Raw genomic sequence first — 22,798 nt, 5'->3', positions numbered from 1 at the left:
TCGCGGCGGGACCCTGCAGCGGGGCCGATACCCAGGGGCGGCAGCGCGCGATCAGGCCTTCGGCGTGACGAGCACCGCCTCCTGCGGCTCCTTGCTGCGCTCGATCGAGTGGATGACCGCGTAGAGCGCGCCGGCGATGAGGAAGCCGACGAAGAAGGCGATGTCGCCGAACGACGGCCACGTCGACGGGACGAGGCCGGTGTAGAGCGACTGGTCGGCGAACAGCCAGATCGAGAGCGCCATCCCGACCAGCATCGACACCCAGCCGGCGTAGGGCGTGTGCTTGCGGTCGAACAGGAAGCCGTCGACCCGGTGCCCGCGGCGCAGGTACCAGTCGACGAGGTAGACGCCCAGCCACGGGCCGATCCAGTAGCTGATGACGAGCAGGAAGTTCTCGTACTTGGAGATGTCGTTGAGGCCCAGGAAGGCCACGATCAGCCCCAGCACGCCGAACACCAGCGCGGTCACCGCGCGCGCCGTCTTCAGCGGGATGCGGAAGCCCAGCGCGGTGAACGACAGGGCGCCCGAGTAGATGTTGATCGCGTTGGCCGCGACCGCGCCGAGCGCGATGGCCAGCAGGGTCAGGTCGCCCATGAACGTGCCGAGGTAGGACGTGAAGTCCTCGGTCGGGTTGCCACCGAACGCGATGCTGACCGAGGCGGCGCCGGCCACCTCCAGGACGAAGCAGGAGAGGAAGACGCCGAGACCGGCCGACAGACCGGTCTTCACCGGCGAGGAGTCGGCGGGCAGGTAGCGGGTGTAGTCCGCCGCGTAGGGGTTCCAGCCCGCCGCGTAGCCGAAGGTGGCGCCGACGATGACCAGGAAGCCGCCGATGCCGGCGCCGGACGCGTGCGCCGTCGAGCCGAAGTCGGCCTTGGTGAAGGTCATGATGCAGGCGATCGCGAAGATGACCGCGAGTACGGGCGCCGCATAGCGCTCGAAGGTCTGTACGAGGTTGTGCCCGTAGAACGCGATCACGACCTGGAAGGCGACCACGACGAGCAGGCAGAGCCACTTCGGCAGCGTGGTCAGCGCGTTCAGGGCCAAGGCCCCGCTCACGCTGTTGACCGCGAACCAGCCGATGCCCGCGATGATCGCGTTCAGGCCGGCCGGCAGGACGTTGCCGAACCAGCCGAAGGCGATGCGGGAGAGCACCATCTGCGGCACGCCGTAGCGCGGACCGCGGCCGGAGAGCACCCCGTGGGTGAACGAGCCGAGGCCGGTGCCGAGCAGGATCGCGAAGAACGCCTGCCAGAAGGTCAGCCCGATGATCCCGGTGGCCAGCACGCCGAGGAACACGGTGGCGAACTCGAGGTTGGGCGACAGCCACGTCCAGAGCAGGTGCACCGGCTTGCCGTGGCGCTCGTTCAGCGGCGCGAACTCCGCACCGCCGGGTTCGACCGCGATGACCTTGGTGCCGTACTCGCCGGGGCGCACCTCGGCGACGACGGTCTCGGACTCAGGGGCGCGGTACTCGGGTGTGCTGGTAGCCATGCGGAACTCCATCTCCCGTGGCGCGAAGTGCGCGCGGCAACGGTAGGGCTTTCGCGGCTCGCTGAGGTATCGCGATGGTTACGAACCGTGCCGTCCGCAACTCAAGGCAGGGCCAGCACCTTGCGCAGGTCGGCGACGTCCCCGATCTCCCGTCCGGGCACGGGTCCGGCCGGGTCCAGGTCGTGGCCGGGTCGCCGCAGCCGGACGACGTCCAGCCCGGCCTCGAGGGCGCCTCGGACGTCGCGCGCGGAGGTGGCGACGTGGGTCAGCGCGCCCCCGGCCCGCTCCCGAGCGCGCTCGTAGATCGCGCGGCCGGGCTTGTAGGCCTTGAGCCGCTCGGAGGTGAGCACGGCGGCGTCGTCGACGAGTGGCGCGACCCGCGTGCGGGCGAAGACGACGTCGTCGACGTTGGACAGCACGCCGACCTGCCACCGCTCGGCGACCAGCGGCAGGCCGGCCTCGACGTCCGGCCACAGCGGCCAGTTGCCGACCGAGCCGAGCAGGACGGCGGTGTCGGCGTCCGCGTCGCCGTCCAGGCCGAGACCGGTGTAGACGGCGGCCAGCGCCCGTCGGCTGTGCTCGGTGAACGGCACCCACTCGGTCTCGTCGCGCTGGGAGGCCTTGTTCGCCGCGTCCCAGCGGTCGTAGAGGTCCGCGGGGTCGGCGTCCCAGCCGTGGGCGGCGGCGATCTGGCCGAACGCGGCGCTGCCCCCGCTGCGCGAGTCGATCAGCGCGCTGAACAGGTCGAACGTGACCAGCACTAGCGGAGCAGCTTCGAGAGGCGCCGGTCGGCCAGCGGCTTGCCGCCGGTCTGGCACGTCGGGCAGTACTGCAGCGAGGTGTCGGCGAAGCTGACCTCGCGGACGGTGTCGCCGCAGACCGGGCAGGGCAGGCCGGTGCGGTTGTGCACCTGCAGCCCGGAGCGCTTCTCGCCCTTCATCGTGGCCGCCTTCTGGCCGAGCTGGCGGCCGAGGGCCTCGGTGAGCTCGGCGCGCATCGCGTCGTAGAGGCGGATCAGCTCGTCCTCGTTGAGCTTGTCGGCCATCTTGAACGGCGAGAGCCGCGCGGTGTGCAGGATCTCGTCGGAGTAGGCGTTGCCGATGCCGGCGAGCAGCGTCTGGTCGGTCAGCGCGCCCTTGAGCTGGCCCGACCGGCTCGTGAGCAGCAGCGCGAAGTCCTCGAAGGACACCTGCAGCGCGTCGGGGCCGAGCCGTGCGACGCCGGGCACCTGGGCGGGGTCGTGCACCAGGTAGACGGCGAGGCTCTTGCGGGTGCCCTGCTCGGTGAGGTCGAAGCCGTTGCCGTCGTCCAGGTGGACGCGCAGCGCGAGCGGGCCTCTGCCCGGCTTGGGCGGGGCGGGCGGTAGGCCGGTGCGCCAGTGCAGCCAGCCGGCGCGCGCCAGGTGCACAACCAGGTGCAGGCCGGAGACGTCGAGGTCGAGGAACTTGCCGTGCCGGCTGACACCGGTGATCTCCAGTCCGCCGAGTGCGGACAGCGGCGGGTCGAAGGTCTTGATCGCCTGGACGGCGGCCAGGTCGACCCGCGTGACGACGTGGCCGACGGCGTTCTCCTGGAGGAACGCCGTCAGCGCCTCCACCTCGGGCAACTCGGGCACCCGCCCATGATCCACGCCGCAGCGCGGCCCCGCCGTCCCCCGACGGGTGGTTTCGCGCGCTTAACCGCGCGCGGTTAAGCGCGCGAAACCACCTCAGAAGCTGGTGCGGTCGGTGACCTCGGCGGTGGCGCCGGGCTCGTGCCGGGCCTGGTCGGCGACGGCGTGCGCGACCGCCTCGGTCGCGGCCGGGTCGAACACGCTCGGGATGATGTAGTTGGCGTTGAGCTGGTCGTCGCGGACGACGGCGGCCAGCGCGTCGGCCGCCGCGAGCAGCATCCCGGTGCTGATCTCCGTCGCCCGCGCGTCGAGCAGACCGCGGAAGACGCCGGGGAAGGCCAGCACGTTGTTGATCTGGTTCGGCAGGTCCGAGCGGCCCGAGGCGACGACGGCGGCGTACTGCCGCGCCCGCACCGGGTCGACCTCCGGCGTCGGGTTGGCCATCGGGAAGACGACGGCGCGCTCGTTCATGTTCGCCAGCGCCTCGACCGGCAGGATGTTGCCCGCGCTGACCCCGATGAAGACGTCGGCGCCGGTCAGCGCCTGCGGCAGCTCGCCGCGCTCGCCCGCCGGGTTGGTGCGGCGGGCCAGCTCCAGCTTGGCGCCGGAGAGCCGCTCGTCGTCCGGCGAGAGGATGCCCTCCCGGTCCCAGACGAGCACCGAGCCGACGCCGGCCTCCAGCAGCAGCGAGACGATCGCCGTCCCGGCCGCGCCGCCGCCGGCGACGACGACCTTGACCTCGCCGAGCTCCTTGTCGACCACCCGCAGCGCGTTGCGCAGGGCGGCCAGCGCCACGATCGCGGTGCCGTGCTGGTCGTCGTGGAAGACGGGGATGTCGAGCTTCTCGCGGAGCCGCGCCTCGATCTCGAAGCAGCGCGGAGCGGCGATGTCCTCGAGGTTGATGCCGCCGAAGCCGGGGGCGATCAGCTCCACGGTGCGCACGATCTCGTCGACGTCCTGGGTGTCCAGGCAGATCGGCCAGGCGTCGATGTCGGCGAACCGCTTGAACAGCGCGGCCTTGCCCTCCATCACCGGCATCGCGGCGCCCGGGCCGATGTTGCCCAGGCCCAGCACGGCCGAGCCGTCGGTGACGACGGCGACGGTGTTGCCCTTGATGGTCAGCCGGCGCACGTCCTCCGGGTGCTCGGCCAGCGCCATGCAGACCCGGGCGACGCCCGGCGTGTAGGCCATCGACAGGTCGTCGCGGGTCTTCAGCGGCACCCGGGAGGCGATCTCCAGCTTGCCCCCGAGGTGCAGCAGGAAGGTCCGGTCGCTGACCTTGCGGACCTTGACCCCGGGCAGGTCCCGCAGCGCCTGCACCATCTCCTCGGAGTGGGCGGCGTCGGCGGCCGAGCACGTCACGTCGACGGTGAGCCCGTCGGGGCGGCTGTCTACTACGTCGATGGCGGTGACCGCGCCGCCGGCGGACCCCACGGCGGTGGCGATGCGGCCGATGCTGGCCGGGTCGCCGTCGGCGGTGAGCCGCACGGTGATCGAGTAGGACGCCGAGGTGACCGGGCCGCGCGGCGGCGTCGCGGGCTCACCCAGGGCGGTGACGTTCGCAGAGGTGTCGGTGCTCATGGCGTCCCTCATGGTCCCACCCCGGTCGCCGCCCGATGCCGCGCGGGGCGGGTGCGGCCCGGAAGTGAGCGGTAAGTCACCGGCAAGCAGCCTGGCCCACGGTTCCGACCATGACCACATCCGTGATGCCGGCACCCGCGCCGGCGCAGACCCGCCGCTCCTCCCCCTGGACCGAGATCGGCGTCTTCCTCGGCGTCGTCGTCGCGCTCAGCGCGACGACCACCACGATCGCCCTCACCCAGCACGCCGACGTCCGCCACGTCGACAGCGCGCCGCCCGGCGCCCAGGCCGCGCTCTACGGCCAGGCGCTGATCCCGCTCCTCGCCGCGGTCGTCGCGCGGCTGGTCACCACGGGCACGCTGCGACGCAACGGCTGGGGTTTCCGCCGTACGTCGTGGCGCAGCCTCGGCACCGCCTGGGCCTGGTCGCTGGGGACGACGCTGGCGGCCGGCGCGATCGTCTGGGTCACCGGCGCCGGCGGCTTCCGGACGGCGGGCCTCGACGTCATGGTCCCGCTCGGGCTGACCGTGCTGGCGCTGCCCTACGTGCTGCTCGCGATCGGTGAGGACGTCGGCTGGCGCGGCCTGCTGGTGACCCGGCTCGCCGAGGTCGCCGGACCGCGCACCGTCGTCCTGACCAGCGGCCTGGTCTGGTCGGCGTTCCACTGGCCGCTGATCCTGCTGCTCGGTGGGACGCCGACCGGCGTCGCGACGTGGTGGGCGCTGCTGTGGTTCACGGTCGGGACGACGGCCTACGGCGCGGTCCTGGCCAGCATGCAGCTGCGCTGGGGGCTGTGGCCGGGCGTGCTGGCCCACGCGGTCGGCAACGCGGTGATGTACCACGTCCTCGAGCCGCTGACCGCCGACACCGGGCGGACGAACTGGTTCGCCACCGAGACCGGTCTCGTCTACGGGGCGGTCATGCTGGTCAGCGCAACCGTCTTCCTGCGGTTCTTCCCGCTGGCCAGGGGCGCGAAGGGCGGGACGGTGGCGGGCTAACTCTTCGTGCCGATGACCTGCAGGTAGGTGTTCGGCACGAGGATCCCGGGGTGCCCGCGGCTGTAGCTGCCCCACATCGCGACGAACTCGTCGTGGAAGGCCTGCCGGCCGCCCTCGTCGAGCCGCTCCCACGCCACCCGCACCGGGGCGTACCAGTCGACGTAGCGCTCCCACTGCACCTCCGGTGACGGTGCGGTGAAGTCGGTCGCCCGCTCGGCGTAGCGCAGCGTCACGCCACGGCGGGCGAAGAGCTGCTCGACGCCGTCGCGGGTGCCCCAGCGCAGCGGGTCGCCCGGGTGGTCGCGGGGATCGTGCTGGCGGACCAGCTGCAGGAGCTTGCCGCCGGGTGCTTCGGGCACCCAGGCGGTGAGCCCGAACCGGCCTCCCGGGCGCAGCACCCGCACGATCTCCGCGGCGGCCTTCTCGGCGTCGGCGGCGAAGACCACGCCGATCGTCGAGGTGACGACGTCGAAGCTGCCGTCGTCGTAGGGCAGCGCCTGCGCGTCGGCGATCTCGGTCGCGAACGACAGGCCCTCCAGCTCGGCCCGCTGTCGGGCGTAGTCGAGCATCTCGGGGACGATGTCGGTGCAGACGACGTCGGCGTCGCGGCGGGCCGCGGCCAGCGCGGTGTTGCCGGTGCCGCCGCCGATGTCGAGCAACCGTTCCCCGGGGCGGACCTGCAGGTCGGCGACGAGCTGCTCGCTGGCGGGCACCAGCCGGACGCCGACGCGCTGGTAGTCGCCGGCCGACCACAGCTCGCGGGTCCGCTCGGCGCCGGGGGCGGTGGCCGGGGACGTCATGTGCGCAGTGTGCTCCGCGTCACTTAGGAGGCCAACCCGACCGCGTCCCCCACCGCTGGGACGGTCGCCCCCGAACAGGACGCACGACCCTGGGCCCGGCCGGAGGACACGCGGGACAGTGCGGCGCACCGCACGAAGCCACTCGTCGGAGGCCGCGATGTCCCGCCCAGGCCGCACACCCGTCGTCCTCGCCGGCCCGGCGCTGCTGGCGGTGGTGCTGGCCGGCTGCGACCTGGGTCTGCCCACAGAGGAGGCCGCCGCATCCAGCGCGCTGGCGACGATCTGGCCCGCCGGCCGGACCGGGAGCATGGACGTGGTCGCGGAGGTCGACGGCCGGGAGATCGCCGGGCGCTGCACCGGGCTGAACTCGGGCGAACCCACCGTCCTGCTCGAGGTGGGCATGGGCGCCCCGCGGGACGAGCTGCAGGTCGTGGAGGACCACCTCGCGCCGCGGACCGTCGTCTGCACCTACGACCGGGCCGGCACGGGGAACAGCGACCCGCCCGAGAGCTCCCCCCGACCGGTCGCCGAGGTCGTCTCCGACGCCCTCGCGCTGCTGGACCAGGTGGCCGAGCAGGGCGCCGCGGCGCCGTTCTTCCTCGTGGGGCAGTCGTTCGGCGGCGAGCTGGTCATGCGGGAGAGCCAGACCCGGCCCGACCTGCTCGCCGGATTCGTCGCGATGAACCCGAGCCCGCCGTTCCAGACCTGGCTGGCGCGGGCCCGCACCGTCGAGACCGAGGAGGAGGTGGCCGCCTACGAGCTGCCCTCCTTCACGGGCGGCAACGCGGAGGGCGTCGACACCACCGCCGACGAGAGCCTGCTCACCGATCCGCTCCCGGCCGAGCTGCCCTATGCGGTGGTGTTCGACGAGGCCTGCGGCGAGCTGCCGCCGTCGCTGCAGGCCGAACCGCGGTGCGGGCAGCTGATCGCGCAGCTCGAGCTCACCATGGTGGATCTCGCGCACGTCGGTGCGGGCGGCAGTTTCGCCCGGGTGCCCGGTGCCGGGCACGCGATCTACGCGTCGCGGCCGGAGTCGGCGCTGGCGATGATCGACCACGTCTGGGCGCGGGCCACCGCCGGCTGATCAGCCGGTCAACCGCGGGAGCGGTCCGGTGCTGCCGTCCGCCGCCCAGCGCACGAGGTCGTCGACGGCGACGCCGTGCGGCGGGTCGGCCGCGTAGGGGGCGAGGTTCGCCGTCCCCCGCTGGATCAGCGCGGCCGCGCCGGTGGCGTTGCCCCGCGCGGCGTGGGTGAGCCCGACGGCGACCTGCGCCAGGCCGCGCCACAGCTGCCGCTCCTCCTCGGGCGCGCTCTTCCACGCGTCCTCGAGCACCTCGTGCGCGTGGAACGGCCGGCCGGCGTCCAGCAGCGCCTGCGCCTCGGCCAGCGCGTTCTCCGGGGTCCGGACGACGCCCTCCGGCGCGCGCTCCTCGCCGGCCGCGCCGTAGGGCAGCGGCCGGCCGAGCGCGTCCCGCGGACGGGCGTTGCGCGCACGGCCCGCAGCGTCGCGGTCACGGTCGGCCGATGCATCCACGTCGGCATCCTCTCGCGAACGCTGTTCAGCCATCGTTTCCGTCGGTAGGGGTTGATCTGATCCCAGGGCGGTGGAGGATGGCTAGCCGAGGACGGCTCCACGCAAGGGCCGCCCCCGCACCGACCCGCGGTCGACGTCTGACCGGTCCGGACCTGGAGGGGGTGGGGCCCCGTGGCCCCCGTTCCGAGCACCTCTGTCTTCCCGCTGCGCTCCGCGCTCGACGAGGCCGTCGACGCCGTCACCGCCACCGCCCTGCGCCCCGGCCCGATCGGCACGGTCGGCCTCGAGCTGGAAGGGCACCTCGTCGACCTCGCCGGTCCCGGTCGCCGGGTGACCTGGCCGCGGATCCGCGCCGTCCTCGACGGGCTGGGTCCGCTGCCCGGGAGCAGCCGGGTCACCCTCGAGCCCGGCGGTCAGGTCGAGCTCTCCGGGCCGCCGCTGACCGGGGTCGCGGCCGCGGTCGCGGCGCTGCGCGCCGACCGCCGGGTCCTCGCCGACGCGCTGGCGGACGACGGGCTCGGGCTGGCGCTGCTCGGCACCGATCCGCTGCGGCCACCGACCCGGGTGCACCCCGGCGCGCGGTACGCGGCGATGGAGGAGCACTTCACCGCCGTCGGCTGCCGCGCCGCCGGGCTGGCGATGATGACGTCGACCGCGTCGCTGCAGGTCAACCTGGACGCCGGCCCGCCGGAGGGCTGGCCGGCCCGCGTCGCCCTCGCCCACCAGCTCGGCCCGGTGCTCATCGCGGTCTCGGCCTGCTCGCCGCTGCTGTCCGGACGGTCGACCGGCTGGCGGTCGTCCCGGCAGCGGATCTGGGGCGACCTCGACCAGGCCCGCTGCGGGCCGCTGCTCGGCGGGGCCGACCCGGCCGGCGAGTGGGCGGCGTACGCGCTGTCCGCGCCGGTCATGCTCGTCCGGGACGACGACGGCGGCGCCGTCCCCGTGCGCTCCCGCGCCGCCTTCGCCGACTGGCTGACCGGCGAGGCCGACCTCGGCCGCCGGCCGACCCGCGCCGACCTCGACTACCACCTGACCACGCTCTTCCCGCCGGTGCGGCCGCGGGGCTTCCTCGAGATCCGCTATCTCGACGCCGCGCCCGAACCGTGGTGGCCCGCGCTGGCCGCGGTCACCGCCACCCTGCTCGACGACCCGGTCGCGGCTGATCGCGCCGCCGAGGCCAGCGCACCGGTGGCCGGGGCCTGGACCCGCGCCGCCCGCGACGGGCTGGCCGATCCCGCGCTGCGCCGCGCCGCCGCCGGGTGCCTGGCCGCCGCCGTCGACGCCGTCCCGGCCGTCCTGCGCCCGGAGGTGACGGCGCTGGCCGAGCTGGTCGCGGACGGCCGCAGCCCGGGCGGCGCCGTCCTCACCGCGGCCGACCGGGGCGGCCCCTACGCCGCCCTGCTGTCCGCGACCGAGCAATCGGAGGCCGTCCGATGACCCTCGCCGACGAGCTGGCGGCCCAGCTCACGACCGCCCGAGCGCGCACGCTGCACCTGACCGACCACGACGAGCCCGAGCTGGTGCGCCAGTTCGACGCGCTCATGAGCCCGCTGGTCTGGGACCTCGCGCACATCGGCCAGCAGGAGGACCTCTGGCTGCTCCGCGGCGGCGACGGCCGCCGGCAGGGCCTGCTGCCGGCGTCGGTGGAGGCGCTCTACGACGCGTTCACCCATCCCCGCGCCGTCCGCGAACGGCTGCCGCTGCTGCCGCCGGTCGAGGCCCGCGCGTTCTGCGGCGAGGTGCGCGGCCGGGTGCTCGACCGGCTGGAGCACCTGGGCGACACCGACGACCCGTTCGACTTCGCCATGGTGGTCAGCCACGAGCAGCAGCACGACGAGACGATGCTGCAGGCGCTGCAGCTGCGGTCGGGCCCGCCGCTGCTCGGCACCGGGACGCCGCTGCCCGCCGGCCGGCCCGGGGTCGCCGGCACGTCGGTGCTGGTGCCCGGCGGGGAGTTCGTGCTCGGCGTCGACGCCGCCGACGAGCCGTTCTCGCTGGACAACGAGCGCCCGGCGCACGTCGTCGACGTCCCGTCGTTCCGCATCGGCCGGGTGCCGGTCACCAACGCCGAGTACGCCCGGTTCGTCGCCGACGGCGGCTACGCGACGCAGGCCTGGTGGACCGAGCGGGGCTGGGCGCACCGGGTGTCGGCCGGGCTCGACCGGCCGCAGTTCTGGGACCCCGACGGCACGCGCACCCGCTTCGGCGTCGTCGAGGAGCTGCCGGCCGACGAGCCGGTGCAGCACGTGACGTTCTTCGAGGCCGAGGCGTACGCGGCCTGGGCCGGCGCGCGGCTGCCCACCGAGGTCGAGTGGGAGAAGGCCGCGGCGTGGGACCCGGTCGCCGGACGGCGCCGTCGCTTCCCGTGGGGATCGGCCGAGCCGACGGCCGCCCTGGCCAACCTCGGCGGGCACGCCCTGCGCCCGGCCGCGGTCGGCGCCTATCCGGCCGGTGCGTCCGCGTACGGCGTCGAGCAGCTGATCGGCGACGTGTGGGAGTGGACGTCGTCGCCGTTCCGGCCGTGGCCCGGCTTCCGGCCGATGCTCTACGCCACCTACTCCGCACCGTTCTTCAACGGCGACTACCGGGTCCTGCGCGGCGGCTCGTGGGCGGTCGGGGCCTCGATCGTGCGGCCCAGCTTCCGCAACTGGGACCACCCGATCCGCCGGCAGATCTTCAGCGGTCTCCGCCTGGCCTGGGACGCCTGACCGTGTGCCGTCACCTCGCCTGGCTCGGCCGGCCGCGCACCCTCGCCTCGCTCGTGCTGGAGCCGCCGTCGTCCCTGCTGGTGCAGTCCTACGCGCCGCGCCGGCAGCGCTACGGCACGGTCAACGCCGACGGCTGGGGCGTCGGGTTCTACGTGCCGGGTCGCGCCGAGCCGGCGCGCTGGCGCTCGGCCCGGCCGCTGTGGGGCGAGGCCTCGTTCGCCTCGCTGGCGCCGGTGGTCGAGAGCGGCTGCGTGCTGGCCGCCGTCCGCTCGGCGACGGTCGGCATGCCGATCGAGGAGAGCGCAGCCGCCCCGTTCACCGACGGCCGGTGGCTGCTCTCGCACAACGGCCGGGTCGACCGGGCGGTGCTGCCGGCCGTGCGCGCCGCGGAGTCCACGGTCGACAGCGCCCTGCTGGCCGCGCTGGTGTTCGAGCGGGGGCCGGAGCGACTGGCCGACGTCGTCCGGGAGGTCGCCGCGCTCGACCCCGCCGCGCGGCTGAACCTGCTGGTCACCGACGGCAGCCGGCTGCTGGCCACCACGTGGGGCGACACCCTGTCCGTCCTCGCCACCGAGGACGGCGTCGCGCTGGCCAGTGAACCGTGGGACGACGACCCCGCGTGGACCGACGTGCCGGACCGGCAGCTCGTCGTCGTCACCCCCGACGGCGTCTCGACGGAGGAGATCGCGTGCAGCTGACCTACCACCTCGGCCCCGACGACGCGGCCGAGGCCCTGCGGGCCGACGCCCTCGCCGGCCTGACCGCCACGCCCAAGGAGCTGCCGCCGCGGTGGTTCTACGACGAGCGCGGCAGCGAGCTGTTCGACCGGATCACCCGGCTGCCCGAGTACTACCCGACCCGCACCGAGCGCTCGATCCTGGACGCCCGGGCCGGGGAGATCGCGGCCGCGGCCGGTGCCGACGTCCTCGTCGAGCTCGGCAGCGGGACGTCGGAGAAGACCCGCCTGCTGCTCACCGCGCTGCGCGAGGCCGGCACGCTGCGGCGGTTCGTGCCCTTCGACGTCGATCCCTCGGTGCTGCGGCTGGCCGGCGCCGCGCTGACCGAGGAGTACCCGGGGCTGGAGGTGGACGGCGTCGTCGGTGACTTCACCCGGCACCTCGGCGAGCTGCCGACCGACGGCCGGCGGATGGTGGCCTTCCTCGGCTCGACCATCGGCAACCTCGCCCCGGCCGAGCGGGCCGCGTTCCTCGCCGACCTCGCGGCCACGCTGCAGCCCGGCGACTCGTTCCTGCTCGGCACCGACCTGGTCAAGGACCCGGGCCGGCTGGTCCGCGCCTACGACGACGCCGAGGGTGTGACGGCCGAGTTCAACCGCAACGTGCTGCTGGTGCTCAACCGCGAGCTCAAGGCCGACTTCGACCCCGAGTCGTTCGACCACGTCGCGCTCTGGGACGCCGAGCACGAGTGGATCGAGATGCGGCTGCGGTCGGCCCGCGACCAGCAGGTCAACGTGGCGGCGCTCGACCTGGGGGTGCCGTTCGCCGCGGGCGAGGAGATGCGCACCGAGATCTCGGCCAAGTTCCGGAAGGCCGGGGTCGAGCGCGAGCTGGCCGCGGCGGGGCTGGCGATGACGCACTGGTGGACCGACCCGGCCGGCGACTTCGGCCTGTCGCTGGCTCAGCCCGCGTAGCTGGGCGCCGCCGGCAGGGCGAAGAACTGCTCGAGCGTGGGCACGCCCTCGGTGCGCATCTCGGTGGCCAGCGCCACGCCGACGTAGCGGACGTGCCACGGCTCGTACCGGTACCCGGTCACGCCCTCAGCGCCGTCCGGGTACCGGATCACGAAGCCGTAGCGGTAGGCGTTCTGCGCCACCCACTGCCCCTGGGGCGTCGTCGCGAAGCACGGGTCGATCTCGCAGCCGCCGCCCCCGATGTCGGCCGCGAGCCCGGTCTGGTGCTCGCTGTACCCGGGCTTCGCGATGCCGCGCAGCGCCTGCGCCTCGCCGAGCCGGGCGACGCCGGAGGCGAAGGTGTTCTGCTGGTAGACGTAGGAGCGGTAGGCGCTGTCCACGTCCAGCCGCAGGCCCTGCGCGGCGGCGTCGGCGAACATCTGGTGCAGGGCCGCGGCGGCCTCGGCCCGCATCTGGTGCCCGTTGCCGACGTCGACCAGGTCGGCCGGGGCGTAGTCGATCGGGTTCAGCGGCCGGAGCTTGTCCACCACCACCCAGATGCTGTTCGCCTCGTCGATCGAGTTCTGCGTGCGGTCGAACGGCGGCGGCCCGGTCGGCGAGGGCAGCGCGGTGGTGGTCGGCGCGGCCGTGGTCGGATCGGCCGTGGTCGGATCGGCCGTGGTCGGATCGGCCGTCGTCGGCGGCGGGGGGTCGGCGGCCTGGCTGTGCGTGCCGGTCGGTCCCAGGCCGACCACGAGCGCGACCGCGCCGCCGGCCAGCAGGAGCAGGACGACGGCGCCGACGGCCACGAGCCAGCGGCGACGGGAGGGCACCCGCTCACCCTTCCCGATCCCCCGCCGCCGGGAAAGCAGCGACGCGGCTCCGGCGCGCTGGATCGCCCGCCACTCGGTAGCGTGCAACCCATGGCCTTCGAGCCGGACGACGACGAGGTGGCCCGGCGGTTCGCCGCCGGTGACGAGCAGGCGCTGGCCTGGGCGTACGAGCGGTGGGCGGGCCAGGTGCACGGGCTGGCGGTGCGCGCCTTCGGTCCCGGGCCGGACGCCGAGGACGTCACCCAGCAGACCTTCGTCGCGGCGTGGACCGGCCGCGCCGGCTACTCGTCCGCGCGCGGGCCGCTGCCGGCCTGGCTGCACGGCATCTGCCGGCACAAGATCGCCGACACGTGGGCGCGGCTGGACCGCCAGCGGCGGCTGCTCCAGGCGGCCGCGGCCGACGCCCTGCCGCCGCCCGCGCCGCTGGACGGCGCCGTCGCCGACCGGGTGCTGCTGCGCGACGAGCTGGACCGCCTCGGGCAGCCGCAGCGCGGCATCCTGGAACTGGCGTTCTACGCCGATCTCACCCACGCCCAGATCGCCGCCCGCACCGGACTGCCGCTGGGGACGGTGAAATCGCACATCAGGCGCACACTGGAGCGCCTGAGGACCCGGTTGGAGGTGGACGGTGCCGCCGCGCACGCCTGAGCCCGTTCCCCCGCCGCCGTCGGTCTGGGACGCGATCGCCGCGCGGACCGGTGTCACCGCCCGACCGCGTCCGGAGATCGTCGCCTCCCCGCTGCTGCCCGCCCCGGAGCCGCCCGCGCCGGCGCCGCCGCCGCGGGGCCGCCGTCCCCGCTGGCTGTTCGCCGCGTGGGCGGGGCTCGTGGCGTGGTCGTCGAGGACGCCGGGCGGCGTCGCCTAGCGTTCGGGGGGTGCCTCTCCTTCCCCACGAGGACGTCGGATCGTCCTGGCGTGCCGTCCGCCCCCGTCCCGCCGGACGGCACCTGGACAGCGCGGCGTGCAGCCGGCAGAGCTCGCGCACGCTGGATGCCGTCGCCCACCACGCCCGGCACGAGGCGGAGCTGGGCGGCTACGTCGCCGAGGCCGCGGCCGACGACCTGCTGCAGCAGGGCCGCTCGGTGCTCGGCGGGCTGGTCGGCATGGCCGCGGCCGACGTCGCGTTCGTGGAGTCGGCGCAGGCCGCCCTCGCCGCGCTGCTGACCGGATGGCGGCTGCCGGCCGGCAGCCGGGTGCTGTGCCTGCCCGGCGAGTACGCGCCGAACGTCGCCCAGCTGCGGGCCTTCGGCCTCCAGCCGGAGCCGATGCCGGCCGACGGCCTCGGCCGGGTCGACCTCGACGCCCTCGAACGGCTGCTGGACGACGACCCGCCGGCCTTCGTGCACCTCACGCACGTGGGCAGCCACCGCGGCGTGCTGCAGCCGGCCGCGGAGGTGGCGTTCCTCTGCCGTGAGTCCGGCGTGCCCCTCGTCATCGACGCGGCGCAGTCGCTGGGCCACGCGGACGTCGACGTCGGCGCGGACGCGGTCTACTTCCCGTCCCGCAAGTGGCTGGCCGGCCCGCGCGGGGTCGGCGTCCTCTGCGTGCGACCGCGCCTGGCCGCGCAGCTCACCCCGGTGCTGCCCGAGCCGGAGGGCGTGCCGCCGCTGCGGGCCTTCGAGTCCGGGGAGGCGCACGTCGCCGGCCGGGTCGGGCTGGTCGTGGCGGTCGGCGAGCACCTGGCCGCGGGGCCGCACCTGGTCCGCGCCCGGCTGGCCGCGGTCGGCCGCGCCACGCGGCAGCTCACCGACGGCGTGGCCGGCTGGTCGGTGGTCGAACCGGTGGACGAGCCGACCGCGATCACCACGCTGCGGCCACCGGAGGGCGCCGACGTCGTCGCCACCCGCACGCGGCTGCTGAGCGAGCACGGCATCGTCACGACGGCGATCGGGCCGGAGCGCGCGCCCGGGGAGATGACCGGCCCGGTGCTGCGGATCTCGCCGCACCTCGACGCCACGATCGAGGACCTCGAGGCCCTCGCCGCCGCCCTCTGATGTGGTTTCGCGCGCTTGACCGCGCGCGGTCAAGCGCGCGAAACCTCACGGGTTGCCGGTGACGGCGAAGCCGGCTCCTGGCGCGTAGGTGGTCAGCCCCGACGGCAGCGACTTGAGGATGTCGATCTGCGCACAGGTGGGGCAGGCGTCGTAGCCGCTCTGCCGGGCGGCGTCGGCCTGCGCGTCGACCTGCGCCCGCTGCAGCGCGGCCTGCGACTCGGTCACCCCGGCGAAGGCGGCCTGCGCCTGGTTGATCGCCTCCTGGACGTTCTGCGGCAGGTCGACCTTGCTCAGCACGAACCGCGGGTGCACCAGGATCGGCACGCCCAGCACGGTGTCCACGTCGCTGGTGAACGCCTTGTTGACCGCGTCCTGCACCTGGTTGATGGTCAGGTTGCCGTTGGCGTTGGGGTCGATCGCCGCGGCCTGGGCGCTGGAGTTGGCGGCCAGCGAGCAGGAGGCCACCAGGTCCGCGCACTCCACGTTGCCGATCTCCTGGCGCAGCACGTTCTGCACCAGGTTGCCGAGCGTGAACTCGAGGAAGGCGCTCCAGCCGTCGTCGCCGTCCCAGGCGTAGGTCGCCGAGCCGTCCGTATCGGGGTAGGTGCGCGTCCCGTACTTGTCGTCGAAGTCGCGCATCACCTTCTCGTCGGCGTAGTTCACGTCGAAGTAGAAGGTGCCCTCGACCCCGACCAGGACGCCGTCCTTGGTGGGGACGTTGATGACCTCGTTGGAGTCGGCGTTCTTCGCCCCGCTGACCTTGAAGTTCCGCTGGGTCGAGGGGTACGGGTGCGACTTCGAGAACAGCCCCGTGGCGGTGAGACCCGAGTTCGGCTGGATGACCTGCCGGATGCTGTTGTCGTCGAACGGCCCGCCGTTGCGGACGACGATGACGTGCCCGCCGTCGGCCTTGGTGAACCCGGCGGCGAGCGCGACGCCCGGGACGACCGCGCCGAGGACCACCACGAGCACGGCAACCGCCCCGATCAGCCTGCGCCGGCCGCGCCCGGGACGTCGGGACGGGAGGCCGACGGGCGAGGGATCGGACATCGGCTTCTCCTGGCGCGGACGGGTGCTCACGAGAAGCGGACTCTACGGTCCGAAAACCCCGCGCAACCGCCCCGCGCCAGATCGTGCCGAGGACGTGATCGGCGAGGCGGATCACCTGCCGGGGCGTGCCGTCTTGCCGACAAAGTCCCGGTCAGCGACGGGTGTCAGCCGGCGGCCTGCATCGCGGCGGAGACGCGACGGTGTACGGCGAGCTGCTCCTCCAGGCAGGGGTGCACCGGGACGCCGTCCTCGACCACGAACCGTCCGGCGACGACGGTGTGCCGTGCGGACACCGGCCCGCAGCGCAGCCACGCCTCGACGGGGTCCGACAGCGCCCCGGCGAACCGGACCCCGTCGAGCGCCCACACGGCGAGGTCCCCGCACGCGCCGACCGACAGCTCGCCGATCTCCCCGGACCGCCCGAGCACCGCCGCGCCGCCCCGCGTGGCGATCTCCAGCGCGTCGCGGGCCGAGAAGGCCCCAGCGCCGAGCCGCAGCTTGCCCTGCAGCATCGCCGTCCGGGCCTCCAGCCACAGCGACGCCGAGTCCGCCGAGGCCGACCCGTCCACGCCCAGCCCGACCGGCGCCCCGGCGGCCCGGAGCTCGGCGATCGGGGCCAGCCCACTGCCCAGGATCATGTTGGACGACGGGCAGTGCGCCGCCCCCACCCCCGCCGCGCCGAGCCGCGCCACCTCGGCAGGGGACGGCCACACCGTGTGCGCCAGCCAGGCCCGGTCGCTCATCCAGCCGACGTCGGCCAAGTACTCGACCGGCCGGCGGCCGAAGCGCTCGAGGCAGAAGGCGTCCTCGTCCTGCGTCTCGGACAGGTGCGTGTGCAGCCGGACGTCGAGGGACTCCGCGAGCTCCGCCGTCCGGGCCATCAGCGAGGTCGAGACGCTGAACGGCGAACAGGGCGCCAGCGCGATCCGCGTCATCGCCGCCGGCGAGCGGTCGTGGTGCGCCTCCACCAGCCGCTTCGACTCGGCGAGGATCTCCTCGTCGTCCTGGACGACGGAGTCCGGCGGCAGCCCGCCGTCCTTGACCGACAGCGACATCGAGCCGCGCGTCGGATGGAAGCGCATGCCCAGCTCCCGGGCCGCGGCGATCTCGGCGGTGATCAGATCCCCCGCGCCGGCAGGGTGCACGTAGAGGTGGTCGGTCGAGGTCGTGCAGCCGCCCAGCGCCAGCTCGGTCAGCCCGACGTAGGCCGACACGTGGGCGGCCTCCTCGTCCAGCCGCGCCCACAGCGGGTAGAGCGTGACCAGCCAGTCGAACAGCCCACCGGTCAGCGCGGGCGCGAACGCGCGGGTCAGGTTCTGGTACAGGTGGTGGTGGGTGTTGACCAGCCCGGGCGTCACCAGGCAGCCGCGCGCGTCGATCGTCCGGACGGCGTCCGGCCGCGGATCGGCCGACGAGCCGAGACCGCTGACCAGACCGTCGGTGATGGCGACCCAGCCGCCGGAGATCTCGCGGCGGGCGTCGTCGACGGTGGCCACGAGGTCGGCGTCGGTGACGAGCAGGTCGGCGGATCGGCTCTCCATGGCCGCCATCCTGCCGGTGCCGGCGCTCAGCCCTGCGGCTGCGCGTCCACCTGGATGTCGAAGCTCGCCTGGTCGCCGTCGACCTTCGTCACCTTCGCGGTCACCCCGTACGTCCCGTCGACGCCCTCGAGGGTCAGCGTGCACCGGGTCGTCGCACCGACCTTCGCCTGGAGGTCGTCGGGGCAGGTGACCTTCGGACGGGACCCGACCTGGGACTCCACCTGGTGGGCCACCGCAGCGGCGACGTCGCCCTTGGCGACCGTGCCGGCACCGCACCCCGCGGCCAGGACGAGCACCGGCAGGACCACGAGGACGCGGCGGATCACGCCCCGTAGGTTGCCGGACCGTCGAGCAGCCTCGCTACGGCTTCCGGCACCGCGCCGGTCACCGGCCGGGCGCCGACCAGCCTGCCCGCGTCCGACGGGGGCACGCCGATCGAGCCGAGCACCTCCAGCGCCTGGACGTCGGGCAGCGCCTCGAACCACCGGCGGCCCAGCGCGGCGCGGCCGGCCGCGGTCGGCCGGCCCCACAGCCGCAGCCGGGCCATGCCGCCGTCGGGGAAGACGTCGAGCCGCACGCGGGAGACCCCCGGCGCCGAGGGCAGCACGAACCGGTGCCGGGTGTCGGGCTGCAGCCGGGTCCGCGGCAGCAGGGTCACCTCACCCTCGGCGGTCAGGCCGGTCACCGAGGCGGTGCCGGGCGCGTTGCCGATGAACCACGTCGTGTCCAGCTCGGCGAGCGTGACGACGCCCTCGCAGGCCAGCGCGACCTCGACCCAGTCGTTGCCGTCGCCCCGGCGCCGCCGCGTCTCCCAGCCCTCGCCCATCGAGCGGGCCAGGCCGGGCGCGATCAGCTGGGTCGGCCGGCCGTAGAACTCGTCGCTCACGCCGGTGACCAGGGCACCGTTCTCCAGCGCCGCCAGGTCAAACGGGCCGGCGTCGAGCAGCCGGGGATCCGGGAGCGCCGTGCCGTGCACCCGCAGCCGGGCCACGCCGCCGTCCGGGTGGATGGCCAGGCGCACGTGCGTGATCCGGCGGTCGCTGTCGACGGCGAAGGCGTTCGCGGTGTCGCCGGCGAGGTCGGACAGCGGCAGCAACGGCTGCCAGTCGGCTTTCTCGAGCTCGCCGACGGTGGGGTGCCCTTCGACCGCAGCGCCCTCGACGACGGCCCGCGGCGGGTAGTTGCCGGTGAAGAACGCCGTGTCGACGACGACGCCGGCCACGATCCCGGGCAGGCCGAGCCGCACGATCGCCCAGTCGTGCCCCGGCGAGCGGCGCCGGCGGGTCTCCCAGCCGTCGTACTCCTTGCCCTTGTGCCCGAAGTCGTCACGCGGCGCGGGCTCCGCGGCGGCCACGAGGTTCTCCTTGGCGGCGAAGAACTCGTCGCTCGCGGCCACCACCGCACCGCCCACGGCGCGAGAAGCCAGGTCGGGGAGCTTCCGGAAGTCGGTCATCGGGGGTCAGTCTGGCAGCACGGGGTAGGGCGAGGCCGACCCACGACCACAGGAGGAACGCATGAGCTCACCGAACGACGACGACCTGCGCGAGCGCGCCCGCGAGCACGTCGAGGAGCTGCCCGCCGAGACGGCGCTCGGGAACCCGGATCCGGCCGGCGGGTCGCAGGAGGACCCCAAGGCCTACGACGAGGAGCACGCGGGCAAGGAAGGTCAGTAGCCGTCAGGCGGTGCCCCGGTCGAGCAGCCGCCCGATCGGGGCGCCGTCGGCCACCTGGCCCCGCAGCCAGGTGCGCCGCACCCGTCCGGTGAGCTCCCGCCCCGCGTACGGCGTGACCGGGTTGCGGTGCAGCAGCTCGGTGACCGTCCACCGCTCGTCGGGCGCGAAGGCGACCAGGTCGGCGTCCTTGCCCACGGCGATCGCCCCCTTGGCCGGCAGCCCCGCGAGCGCGGCGGGGCCGGCCGCCATCCACCGGGCGACGTGCTCGAGCGCCAGCCCGCGGTGCCGGGCGCCGCTCCACACGACGGGGAGCGCCACCTGCAGCGAGGCGATCCCGCCCCAGGCCAGCCCGAAGTCGCCCACGTCCAGCCGCTTGAGCTCCGGCGTGCACGGCGAGTGGTCGCTGACCACCAGGTCGATGTCGCCGTCGACGAGCGCCGCCCAGAGCGCCTCGCGGTGCGCGGCCTCGCGGATCGGCGGGCAGCACTTGAACGACGTCGCGCCGTCGGGCACCTCCTCGGCGGCGAAGGTCAGGTAGTGCGGGCAGGTCTCGACGGTGATCCGCACGCCCTCGGCCCGCGCGGCGCGCAGCATCGGCAGCGAGTCGGCGTCGGCGAGGTGGACGACGTGCACCCGCGCGCCGGTGTCGCGGGCGGCCGCGATCAGCCGGCCGATCGCGGTCTCCTCCGCCGTCCCGGGGCGCGAGCCGAGGAAGCGCGCGTAGCTGGCCCCGGCCGGCGGCGGCGCGTGCGCGATGACGTCGTCGTCCTCGCAGTGCGCGATGAGCAGGCCGTCGACGTCCGCCAGCGCCGTCAGCGCGGCGCGCAGCCCGTCGTCGTCCAGCGGCGGGAACTCCGGCACCCCGGAGTCGAGCAGGAAGCACTTCACCCCCACCGCCCCGGCCGCGAGCAGCCGTGGCAGCTGGCTCGCGTTGCCCGGCACCGCGCCGCCCCAGAACGCGACGTCGACGGCCACCGTGCCCTCGGCCGCCTGGCGCTTCACCTGCAGCGCCTTGACGTTCACCGTCGGCGGGATCGAGTTCAGCGGCATGTCCACGATCGTGGTGACGCCGCCGGCGGCGGCCGCCCGCGTCGCGGTCTCGAAGCCCTCCCACTCGGTGCGGCCGGGCTCGTTGACGTGCACGTGGCTGTCGACCAGCCCGGGCAGCAGCACCTCGTCGTCGGCGAGGGTGACGACGTCGTCCGGCGCGTCGTCAAAGCCGGTGACGGCGGTGATCCGGCCGTCCTGCGTGTGCACGGTCGCGGCGCGCTCGCCCTCGGGCAGCACGACCCGGCGGGCGCGGACGGCGAGGCTCACGCGACCGCCACCCGGTGCAGCTCGTCGCCCCACGCCGTGGTCACCCAGCCGCCGGGCAGCGGCAGCCGGACGACGTCCCGGCCGGTCCTGACGCCGGCCTGCTCCCCGAGGTGCACGGTCGAGACATACGCCCGCGGGGTCACCGGCGGCAACCACGACGGGCTGCCGGTGCCCAGGTCGACGGTGGTGTGCAGCAGCGGGACGCCGGCCCGCTCGACCCGGGTGGTGCCGGTCCAGCGACCGGGCTCCTCGCCGGTCCGGCCGAGCAGCACCTGCTCGGTCGCCGTGAGCACGGCACCCTCGGCCAGTTCGGCGCGCAGCTCGGCCCGGTGGTGCGCGCGGGCCGCGACCACGGTCGGCTCCGGGCGCAGGTCGAGCACGCCGGTCACCGTCGCGTGCACGCCTGCGGACGACGGCGCCCCCTGCCCGCGGGCCGGCAGCGCGACCGCCGCGGCCACGGAGCGCACGTGGAGCACCGCGCCTTCCTCGACGACCAGCCGGATCGCGGCGTCGTCCCCGCCGAGCGGCCCGAACGCGGTGGCGACCAGGTGCACCGTGGTCGGGCCGGTCCGGCGGACGGCGAGCTGACCGCTCGCCCGCACCACCGGCAGGACGGTGCGTCCCGCGACGCAGCGCGCGACGACCTCGACCGTCGTCCTCACCCGTGCGCCCGGACCTGCGCGCGCACCCACTCGGCCACCTGGGGAGCCGCCGGGTCCTCCCGGAGGCTGATCAGGAAGGTCGGCCTGCCCTGCCGCACCTGCGCGGAGTCGCGGCGCATGACGTCGAGGTCGGCGCCGACCAGCGGGGCGAGGTCGGTCTTGTTGACCACGAGCAGGTCGCTCGCGGTGACCCCCGGGCCGCCCTTGCGCGGCACCTTGTCCCCGCCGGCGACGTCGATCACGAAGATCTGCACGTCGACCAGGCCGTAGCTGAAGCTGGCGGTCAGGTTGTCCCCGCCGGACTCGACCAGCACGAGCTCGAGCCCCGGGTGGCGGGCCTCGAGGAGCTCGACGGCGTCGAGGTTGGCGGTGATGTCGTCGCGGATCGCGGTGTGCGGGCAGCAGCCGGTCTGCACCGCCTCGATCCGGTCGTCGGGGAGGACGGCGTTGCGGCGCAGGAAGTCGGCGTCCTCGGTCGTGTAGATGTCGTTGGTGACGACGGCGAGGTCGTACTCGCCGCCGAGCGTGCGGCACAGCGCCGCGGCCAGCGCCGTCTTGCCGGAGCCGACCGGACCGCCGAGTCCGACCCGCAGTGCACCCGTCCCGCCCTCCCGGTGCCGGTGCTCTCGCGGAGCGTCGACGTAGTCCTGCAGGTTGTGATCAGGAGGCATCTGATTCCAATCGCATTCATACAGCGTGGGATTTGTCGTACCTGCAGTGAAGAGTCGGAGCATGCCTCGTCGACCGCGTAAGCCGACGCATGTCGTTGCGCCGTCACGCGGATGTTCGGCGAGCACACGGCTCCGACTCACCGAAGGCGAACGTCTACTGCTAGAAGCAATTGGCGAGCACCTGACCCGCATGCGTGTCGCTGATCTGAAATCCGCCCTAGCGGGAATGGCTGCCAATGAGCGGTCCAAGTCTCTGATCCGCGATTTCGGCGTGGTGGCACGGTTCGCAGAGACCGCCTGCGCAGACAACGACGCTGCGGTTAGGGCCGCCAAGGAAGCACTGTGGAACCAACGTTCCATGCTTCGAGCCGCCATCAACCGCCTCGAGAGCCGAATCGCGGCCCCGTCGCGCAGCGGTTGTGGTTGCAGACGGAAGCGCGGCTGCGACGTCTGCAGGGACGGATATTCGACCGAGCACGAGCGTGTGATGAAGTGCCGCCGGCTCGACGTCCTCCGCGGTCGCCTCAAGAGAGTCGAGCGTCGCTTGACAGAGCGGCAGTACACGGTCGTTCTCGGGTCCGCCCAGCTGCAGAAGCGCCGCCACCACCTAGCCGAGGCCGGCCTGGACACGGCCTCATGGCGATTCCGTTGGCAGAAGCAGCGCGCCTGGTTCGGCGCGATCGGTAATGCGGGAAAGCCG

General features: G+C 74.3%; 24 protein-coding genes. 10 read left to right on the top strand and 14 right to left on the bottom strand.

The features are described from left to right. Window positions 1-51: 51 nt before the first annotated feature. The 4 genes from GGQ55_RS09775 to GGQ55_RS09760 form a co-directional block, all read right to left on the bottom strand. Window positions 52-1,494: a purine-cytosine permease family protein gene (locus GGQ55_RS09775; RefSeq protein ID WP_179716281.1), complete on the bottom strand. Its 1,443-nt coding sequence runs from the start codon at window positions 1,492-1,494 to the stop codon at window positions 52-54. Between the two features lie 101 nt (window positions 1,495-1,595). Beyond that, window positions 1,596-2,255 (bottom strand): HAD family hydrolase, encoded by a 660-nt coding sequence (locus GGQ55_RS09770; protein ID WP_179716280.1) that lies wholly within the window; start codon window positions 2,253-2,255, stop codon window positions 1,596-1,598. Continuing rightward, entirely contained in the window at window positions 2,255-3,109 is an 855-nt protein-coding gene (locus GGQ55_RS09765) for an Fpg/Nei family DNA glycosylase (protein WP_179716279.1), read from the bottom strand. Before GGQ55_RS09765 ends, GGQ55_RS09770 begins: the two co-directional genes overlap by 1 nt. A 93-nt stretch (window positions 3,110-3,202) precedes the next feature. Beyond that, window positions 3,203-4,687 (bottom strand): NAD-dependent malic enzyme, encoded by a 1,485-nt coding sequence (locus tag GGQ55_RS09760; protein WP_179716278.1) that lies wholly within the window; start codon window positions 4,685-4,687, stop codon window positions 3,203-3,205. A gap of 110 nt (window positions 4,688-4,797) precedes the next feature. On the opposite strand from GGQ55_RS09760, the gene GGQ55_RS09755 reads away from it, so the two are divergent. Next, window positions 4,798-5,685: a CPBP family intramembrane glutamic endopeptidase gene (locus GGQ55_RS09755; RefSeq protein WP_179716277.1), complete on the top strand. Its 888-nt coding sequence runs from the start codon at window positions 4,798-4,800 to the stop codon at window positions 5,683-5,685. On the opposite strand, the gene GGQ55_RS09750 is transcribed toward GGQ55_RS09755, so the two are convergent. Further along, window positions 5,682-6,485, bottom strand: a complete 804-nt coding sequence (locus GGQ55_RS09750; protein ID WP_179716276.1) for a class I SAM-dependent methyltransferase — start codon at window positions 6,483-6,485, stop codon at window positions 5,682-5,684. The genes GGQ55_RS09755 and GGQ55_RS09750 overlap by 4 nt on opposite strands. Before the next feature lie 157 nt (window positions 6,486-6,642). On the opposite strand from GGQ55_RS09750, the gene GGQ55_RS09745 reads away from it, so the two are divergent. Continuing rightward, a complete protein-coding gene (locus GGQ55_RS09745; RefSeq protein ID WP_179716275.1) occupies window positions 6,643-7,569 on the top strand; it encodes an alpha/beta fold hydrolase in 927 nt (308 codons plus the stop codon). Here GGQ55_RS09745 and GGQ55_RS09740 read toward each other — a convergent pair whose 3' ends face one another. Beyond that, window positions 7,570-8,019, bottom strand: a complete 450-nt coding sequence (locus tag GGQ55_RS09740; RefSeq protein ID WP_366489031.1) for a DUF309 domain-containing protein — start codon at window positions 8,017-8,019, stop codon at window positions 7,570-7,572. A gap of 171 nt (window positions 8,020-8,190) precedes the next feature. On the opposite strand from GGQ55_RS09740, the gene egtA reads away from it, so the two are divergent. From egtA to egtD, 4 genes are read left to right on the top strand one after another with little or no spacing between them, the layout of a single operon-like run. Next, complete coding sequence (gene egtA / locus GGQ55_RS09735) at window positions 8,191-9,456, top strand: ergothioneine biosynthesis glutamate--cysteine ligase EgtA (protein ID WP_179716273.1); 1,266 nt, start codon at window positions 8,191-8,193, stop codon at window positions 9,454-9,456. Next, the gene (gene egtB / locus GGQ55_RS09730; RefSeq protein ID WP_179716272.1) at window positions 9,453-10,727 is read left to right on the top strand and encodes an ergothioneine biosynthesis protein EgtB; all 1,275 of its coding nucleotides are present in this window, start codon (window positions 9,453-9,455) and stop codon (window positions 10,725-10,727) included. Before egtA ends, egtB begins: the two co-directional genes overlap by 4 nt. Window positions 10,728-10,729: 2 nt before the next feature. Then, complete coding sequence (gene egtC, locus GGQ55_RS09725; RefSeq protein ID WP_179716271.1) at window positions 10,730-11,425, top strand: ergothioneine biosynthesis protein EgtC; 696 nt, start codon at window positions 10,730-10,732, stop codon at window positions 11,423-11,425. Further along, window positions 11,416-12,378: an L-histidine N(alpha)-methyltransferase gene (gene egtD / locus GGQ55_RS09720; protein WP_179716270.1), complete on the top strand. Its 963-nt coding sequence runs from the start codon at window positions 11,416-11,418 to the stop codon at window positions 12,376-12,378. The genes egtC and egtD overlap by 10 nt, the downstream gene beginning before the upstream one ends. On the opposite strand, the gene GGQ55_RS28310 is transcribed toward egtD, so the two are convergent. After that, the gene (locus GGQ55_RS28310) at window positions 12,366-13,190 is read right to left on the bottom strand and encodes a M15 family metallopeptidase (protein ID WP_179716269.1); all 825 of its coding nucleotides are present in this window, start codon (window positions 13,188-13,190) and stop codon (window positions 12,366-12,368) included. The two genes, egtD and GGQ55_RS28310, sit on opposite strands and share 13 nt — an antisense overlap. Before the next feature lie 90 nt (window positions 13,191-13,280). Here GGQ55_RS28310 and GGQ55_RS09710 point away from each other — a divergent pair, with 90 nt between their 5' ends. Genes GGQ55_RS09710 through egtE form a run of 3 tightly spaced genes read left to right on the top strand, consistent with a single transcriptional unit; the run spans window position 13,281 to window position 15,184 of the window. Further along, window positions 13,281-13,838 (top strand): RNA polymerase sigma factor, encoded by a 558-nt coding sequence (locus GGQ55_RS09710; RefSeq protein WP_179716268.1) that lies wholly within the window; start codon window positions 13,281-13,283, stop codon window positions 13,836-13,838. Beyond that, a complete protein-coding gene (locus GGQ55_RS28305) occupies window positions 13,819-14,055 on the top strand; it encodes a hypothetical protein (RefSeq protein ID WP_179716267.1) in 237 nt (78 codons plus the stop codon). The genes GGQ55_RS09710 and GGQ55_RS28305 overlap by 20 nt, the downstream gene beginning before the upstream one ends. A 10-nt stretch (window positions 14,056-14,065) precedes the next feature. Further along, a complete protein-coding gene (egtE, locus tag GGQ55_RS09700) occupies window positions 14,066-15,184 on the top strand; it encodes an ergothioneine biosynthesis PLP-dependent enzyme EgtE (protein ID WP_179716266.1) in 1,119 nt (372 codons plus the stop codon). 45 nt (window positions 15,185-15,229) lie between these two features. On the opposite strand, the gene GGQ55_RS09695 is transcribed toward egtE, so the two are convergent. The 4 genes from GGQ55_RS09695 to alc all read right to left on the bottom strand — a co-directional run bounded on the left by GGQ55_RS09695 (window position 15,230) and on the right by alc (window position 19,228). Further along, on the bottom strand, window positions 15,230-16,264 hold the full coding sequence (locus GGQ55_RS09695) for an SPFH domain-containing protein (protein WP_218859227.1): 1,035 nt from the start codon (window positions 16,262-16,264) through the stop codon (window positions 15,230-15,232). A gap of 134 nt (window positions 16,265-16,398) precedes the next feature. Further along, window positions 16,399-17,775, bottom strand: coding sequence for an 8-oxoguanine deaminase (locus tag GGQ55_RS09690; protein WP_218859226.1), 1,377 nt, complete (start codon window positions 17,773-17,775; stop codon window positions 16,399-16,401). Window positions 17,776-17,801: 26 nt separating this feature from the next. Further along, entirely contained in the window at window positions 17,802-18,101 is a 300-nt protein-coding gene (locus GGQ55_RS09685) for a DUF4333 domain-containing protein (RefSeq protein ID WP_179716264.1), read from the bottom strand. Then, entirely contained in the window at window positions 18,098-19,228 is a 1,131-nt protein-coding gene (alc, locus tag GGQ55_RS09680; protein ID WP_179716263.1) for an allantoicase, read from the bottom strand. Before alc ends, GGQ55_RS09685 begins: the two co-directional genes overlap by 4 nt. Window positions 19,229-19,289: 61 nt before the next feature. Between alc and GGQ55_RS09675 the strand changes: the two genes are divergently transcribed. Next, window positions 19,290-19,448, top strand: coding sequence for a hypothetical protein (locus GGQ55_RS09675; RefSeq protein WP_179716262.1), 159 nt, complete (start codon window positions 19,290-19,292; stop codon window positions 19,446-19,448). Between the two features lie 3 nt (window positions 19,449-19,451). On the opposite strand, the gene allB is transcribed toward GGQ55_RS09675, so the two are convergent. Genes allB through ureG form a run of 3 tightly spaced genes read right to left on the bottom strand, consistent with a single transcriptional unit; the run spans window position 19,452 to window position 22,098 of the window. After that, window positions 19,452-20,765 (bottom strand): allantoinase AllB, encoded by a 1,314-nt coding sequence (gene allB / locus GGQ55_RS09670; protein ID WP_179716261.1) that lies wholly within the window; start codon window positions 20,763-20,765, stop codon window positions 19,452-19,454. Further along, window positions 20,762-21,427 (bottom strand): urease accessory protein UreD, encoded by a 666-nt coding sequence (locus GGQ55_RS09665; protein WP_179716260.1) that lies wholly within the window; start codon window positions 21,425-21,427, stop codon window positions 20,762-20,764. The genes allB and GGQ55_RS09665 overlap by 4 nt, the downstream gene beginning before the upstream one ends. Continuing rightward, window positions 21,424-22,098 carry an urease accessory protein UreG gene (ureG, locus tag GGQ55_RS09660; RefSeq protein WP_179716259.1) on the bottom strand — a complete coding sequence of 225 codons (675 nt, stop codon included), beginning with the start codon at window positions 22,096-22,098 and terminating at the stop codon, window positions 21,424-21,426. Before ureG ends, GGQ55_RS09665 begins: the two co-directional genes overlap by 4 nt. Window positions 22,099-22,798 lie beyond the last annotated feature (700 nt).

The organism is Petropleomorpha daqingensis (genome assembly GCF_013408985.1).
Classification (GTDB): domain Bacteria; phylum Actinomycetota; class Actinomycetes; order Mycobacteriales; family Geodermatophilaceae; genus Petropleomorpha; species Petropleomorpha daqingensis.
This window is presented reverse-complemented; position numbering and strand designations above follow the sequence as displayed.

Bases quoted from the DNA above. Each gene is read 5' to 3' on its own strand.
- egtB (WP_179716272.1), top strand. From the start codon at position 9,453: ATGACCCTCGCCGACGAGCTGGCGGCCCAGCTCACGACCGCCCGAGCG.
- alc (WP_179716263.1), bottom strand. From the start codon at position 19,228: ATGACCGACTTCCGGAAGCTCCCCGACCTGGCTTCTCGCGCCGTGGGC.
- GGQ55_RS09760 (WP_179716278.1), bottom strand. From the start codon at position 4,687: ATGAGCACCGACACCTCTGCGAACGTCACCGCCCTGGGTGAGCCCGCG.
- GGQ55_RS09750 (WP_179716276.1), bottom strand. From the start codon at position 6,485: ATGACGTCCCCGGCCACCGCCCCCGGCGCCGAGCGGACCCGCGAGCTG.
- GGQ55_RS09745 (WP_179716275.1), top strand. From the start codon at position 6,643: ATGTCCCGCCCAGGCCGCACACCCGTCGTCCTCGCCGGCCCGGCGCTG.
- GGQ55_RS09675 (WP_179716262.1), top strand. From the start codon at position 19,290: ATGAGCTCACCGAACGACGACGACCTGCGCGAGCGCGCCCGCGAGCAC.
- GGQ55_RS09775 (WP_179716281.1), bottom strand. From the start codon at position 1,494: ATGGCTACCAGCACACCCGAGTACCGCGCCCCTGAGTCCGAGACCGTC.
- GGQ55_RS09755 (WP_179716277.1), top strand. From the start codon at position 4,798: ATGACCACATCCGTGATGCCGGCACCCGCGCCGGCGCAGACCCGCCGC.
- GGQ55_RS09690 (WP_218859226.1), bottom strand. From the start codon at position 17,775: ATGGAGAGCCGATCCGCCGACCTGCTCGTCACCGACGCCGACCTCGTG.
- GGQ55_RS09710 (WP_179716268.1), top strand. From the start codon at position 13,281: ATGGCCTTCGAGCCGGACGACGACGAGGTGGCCCGGCGGTTCGCCGCC.
- ureG (WP_179716259.1), bottom strand. From the start codon at position 22,098: ATGCCTCCTGATCACAACCTGCAGGACTACGTCGACGCTCCGCGAGAG.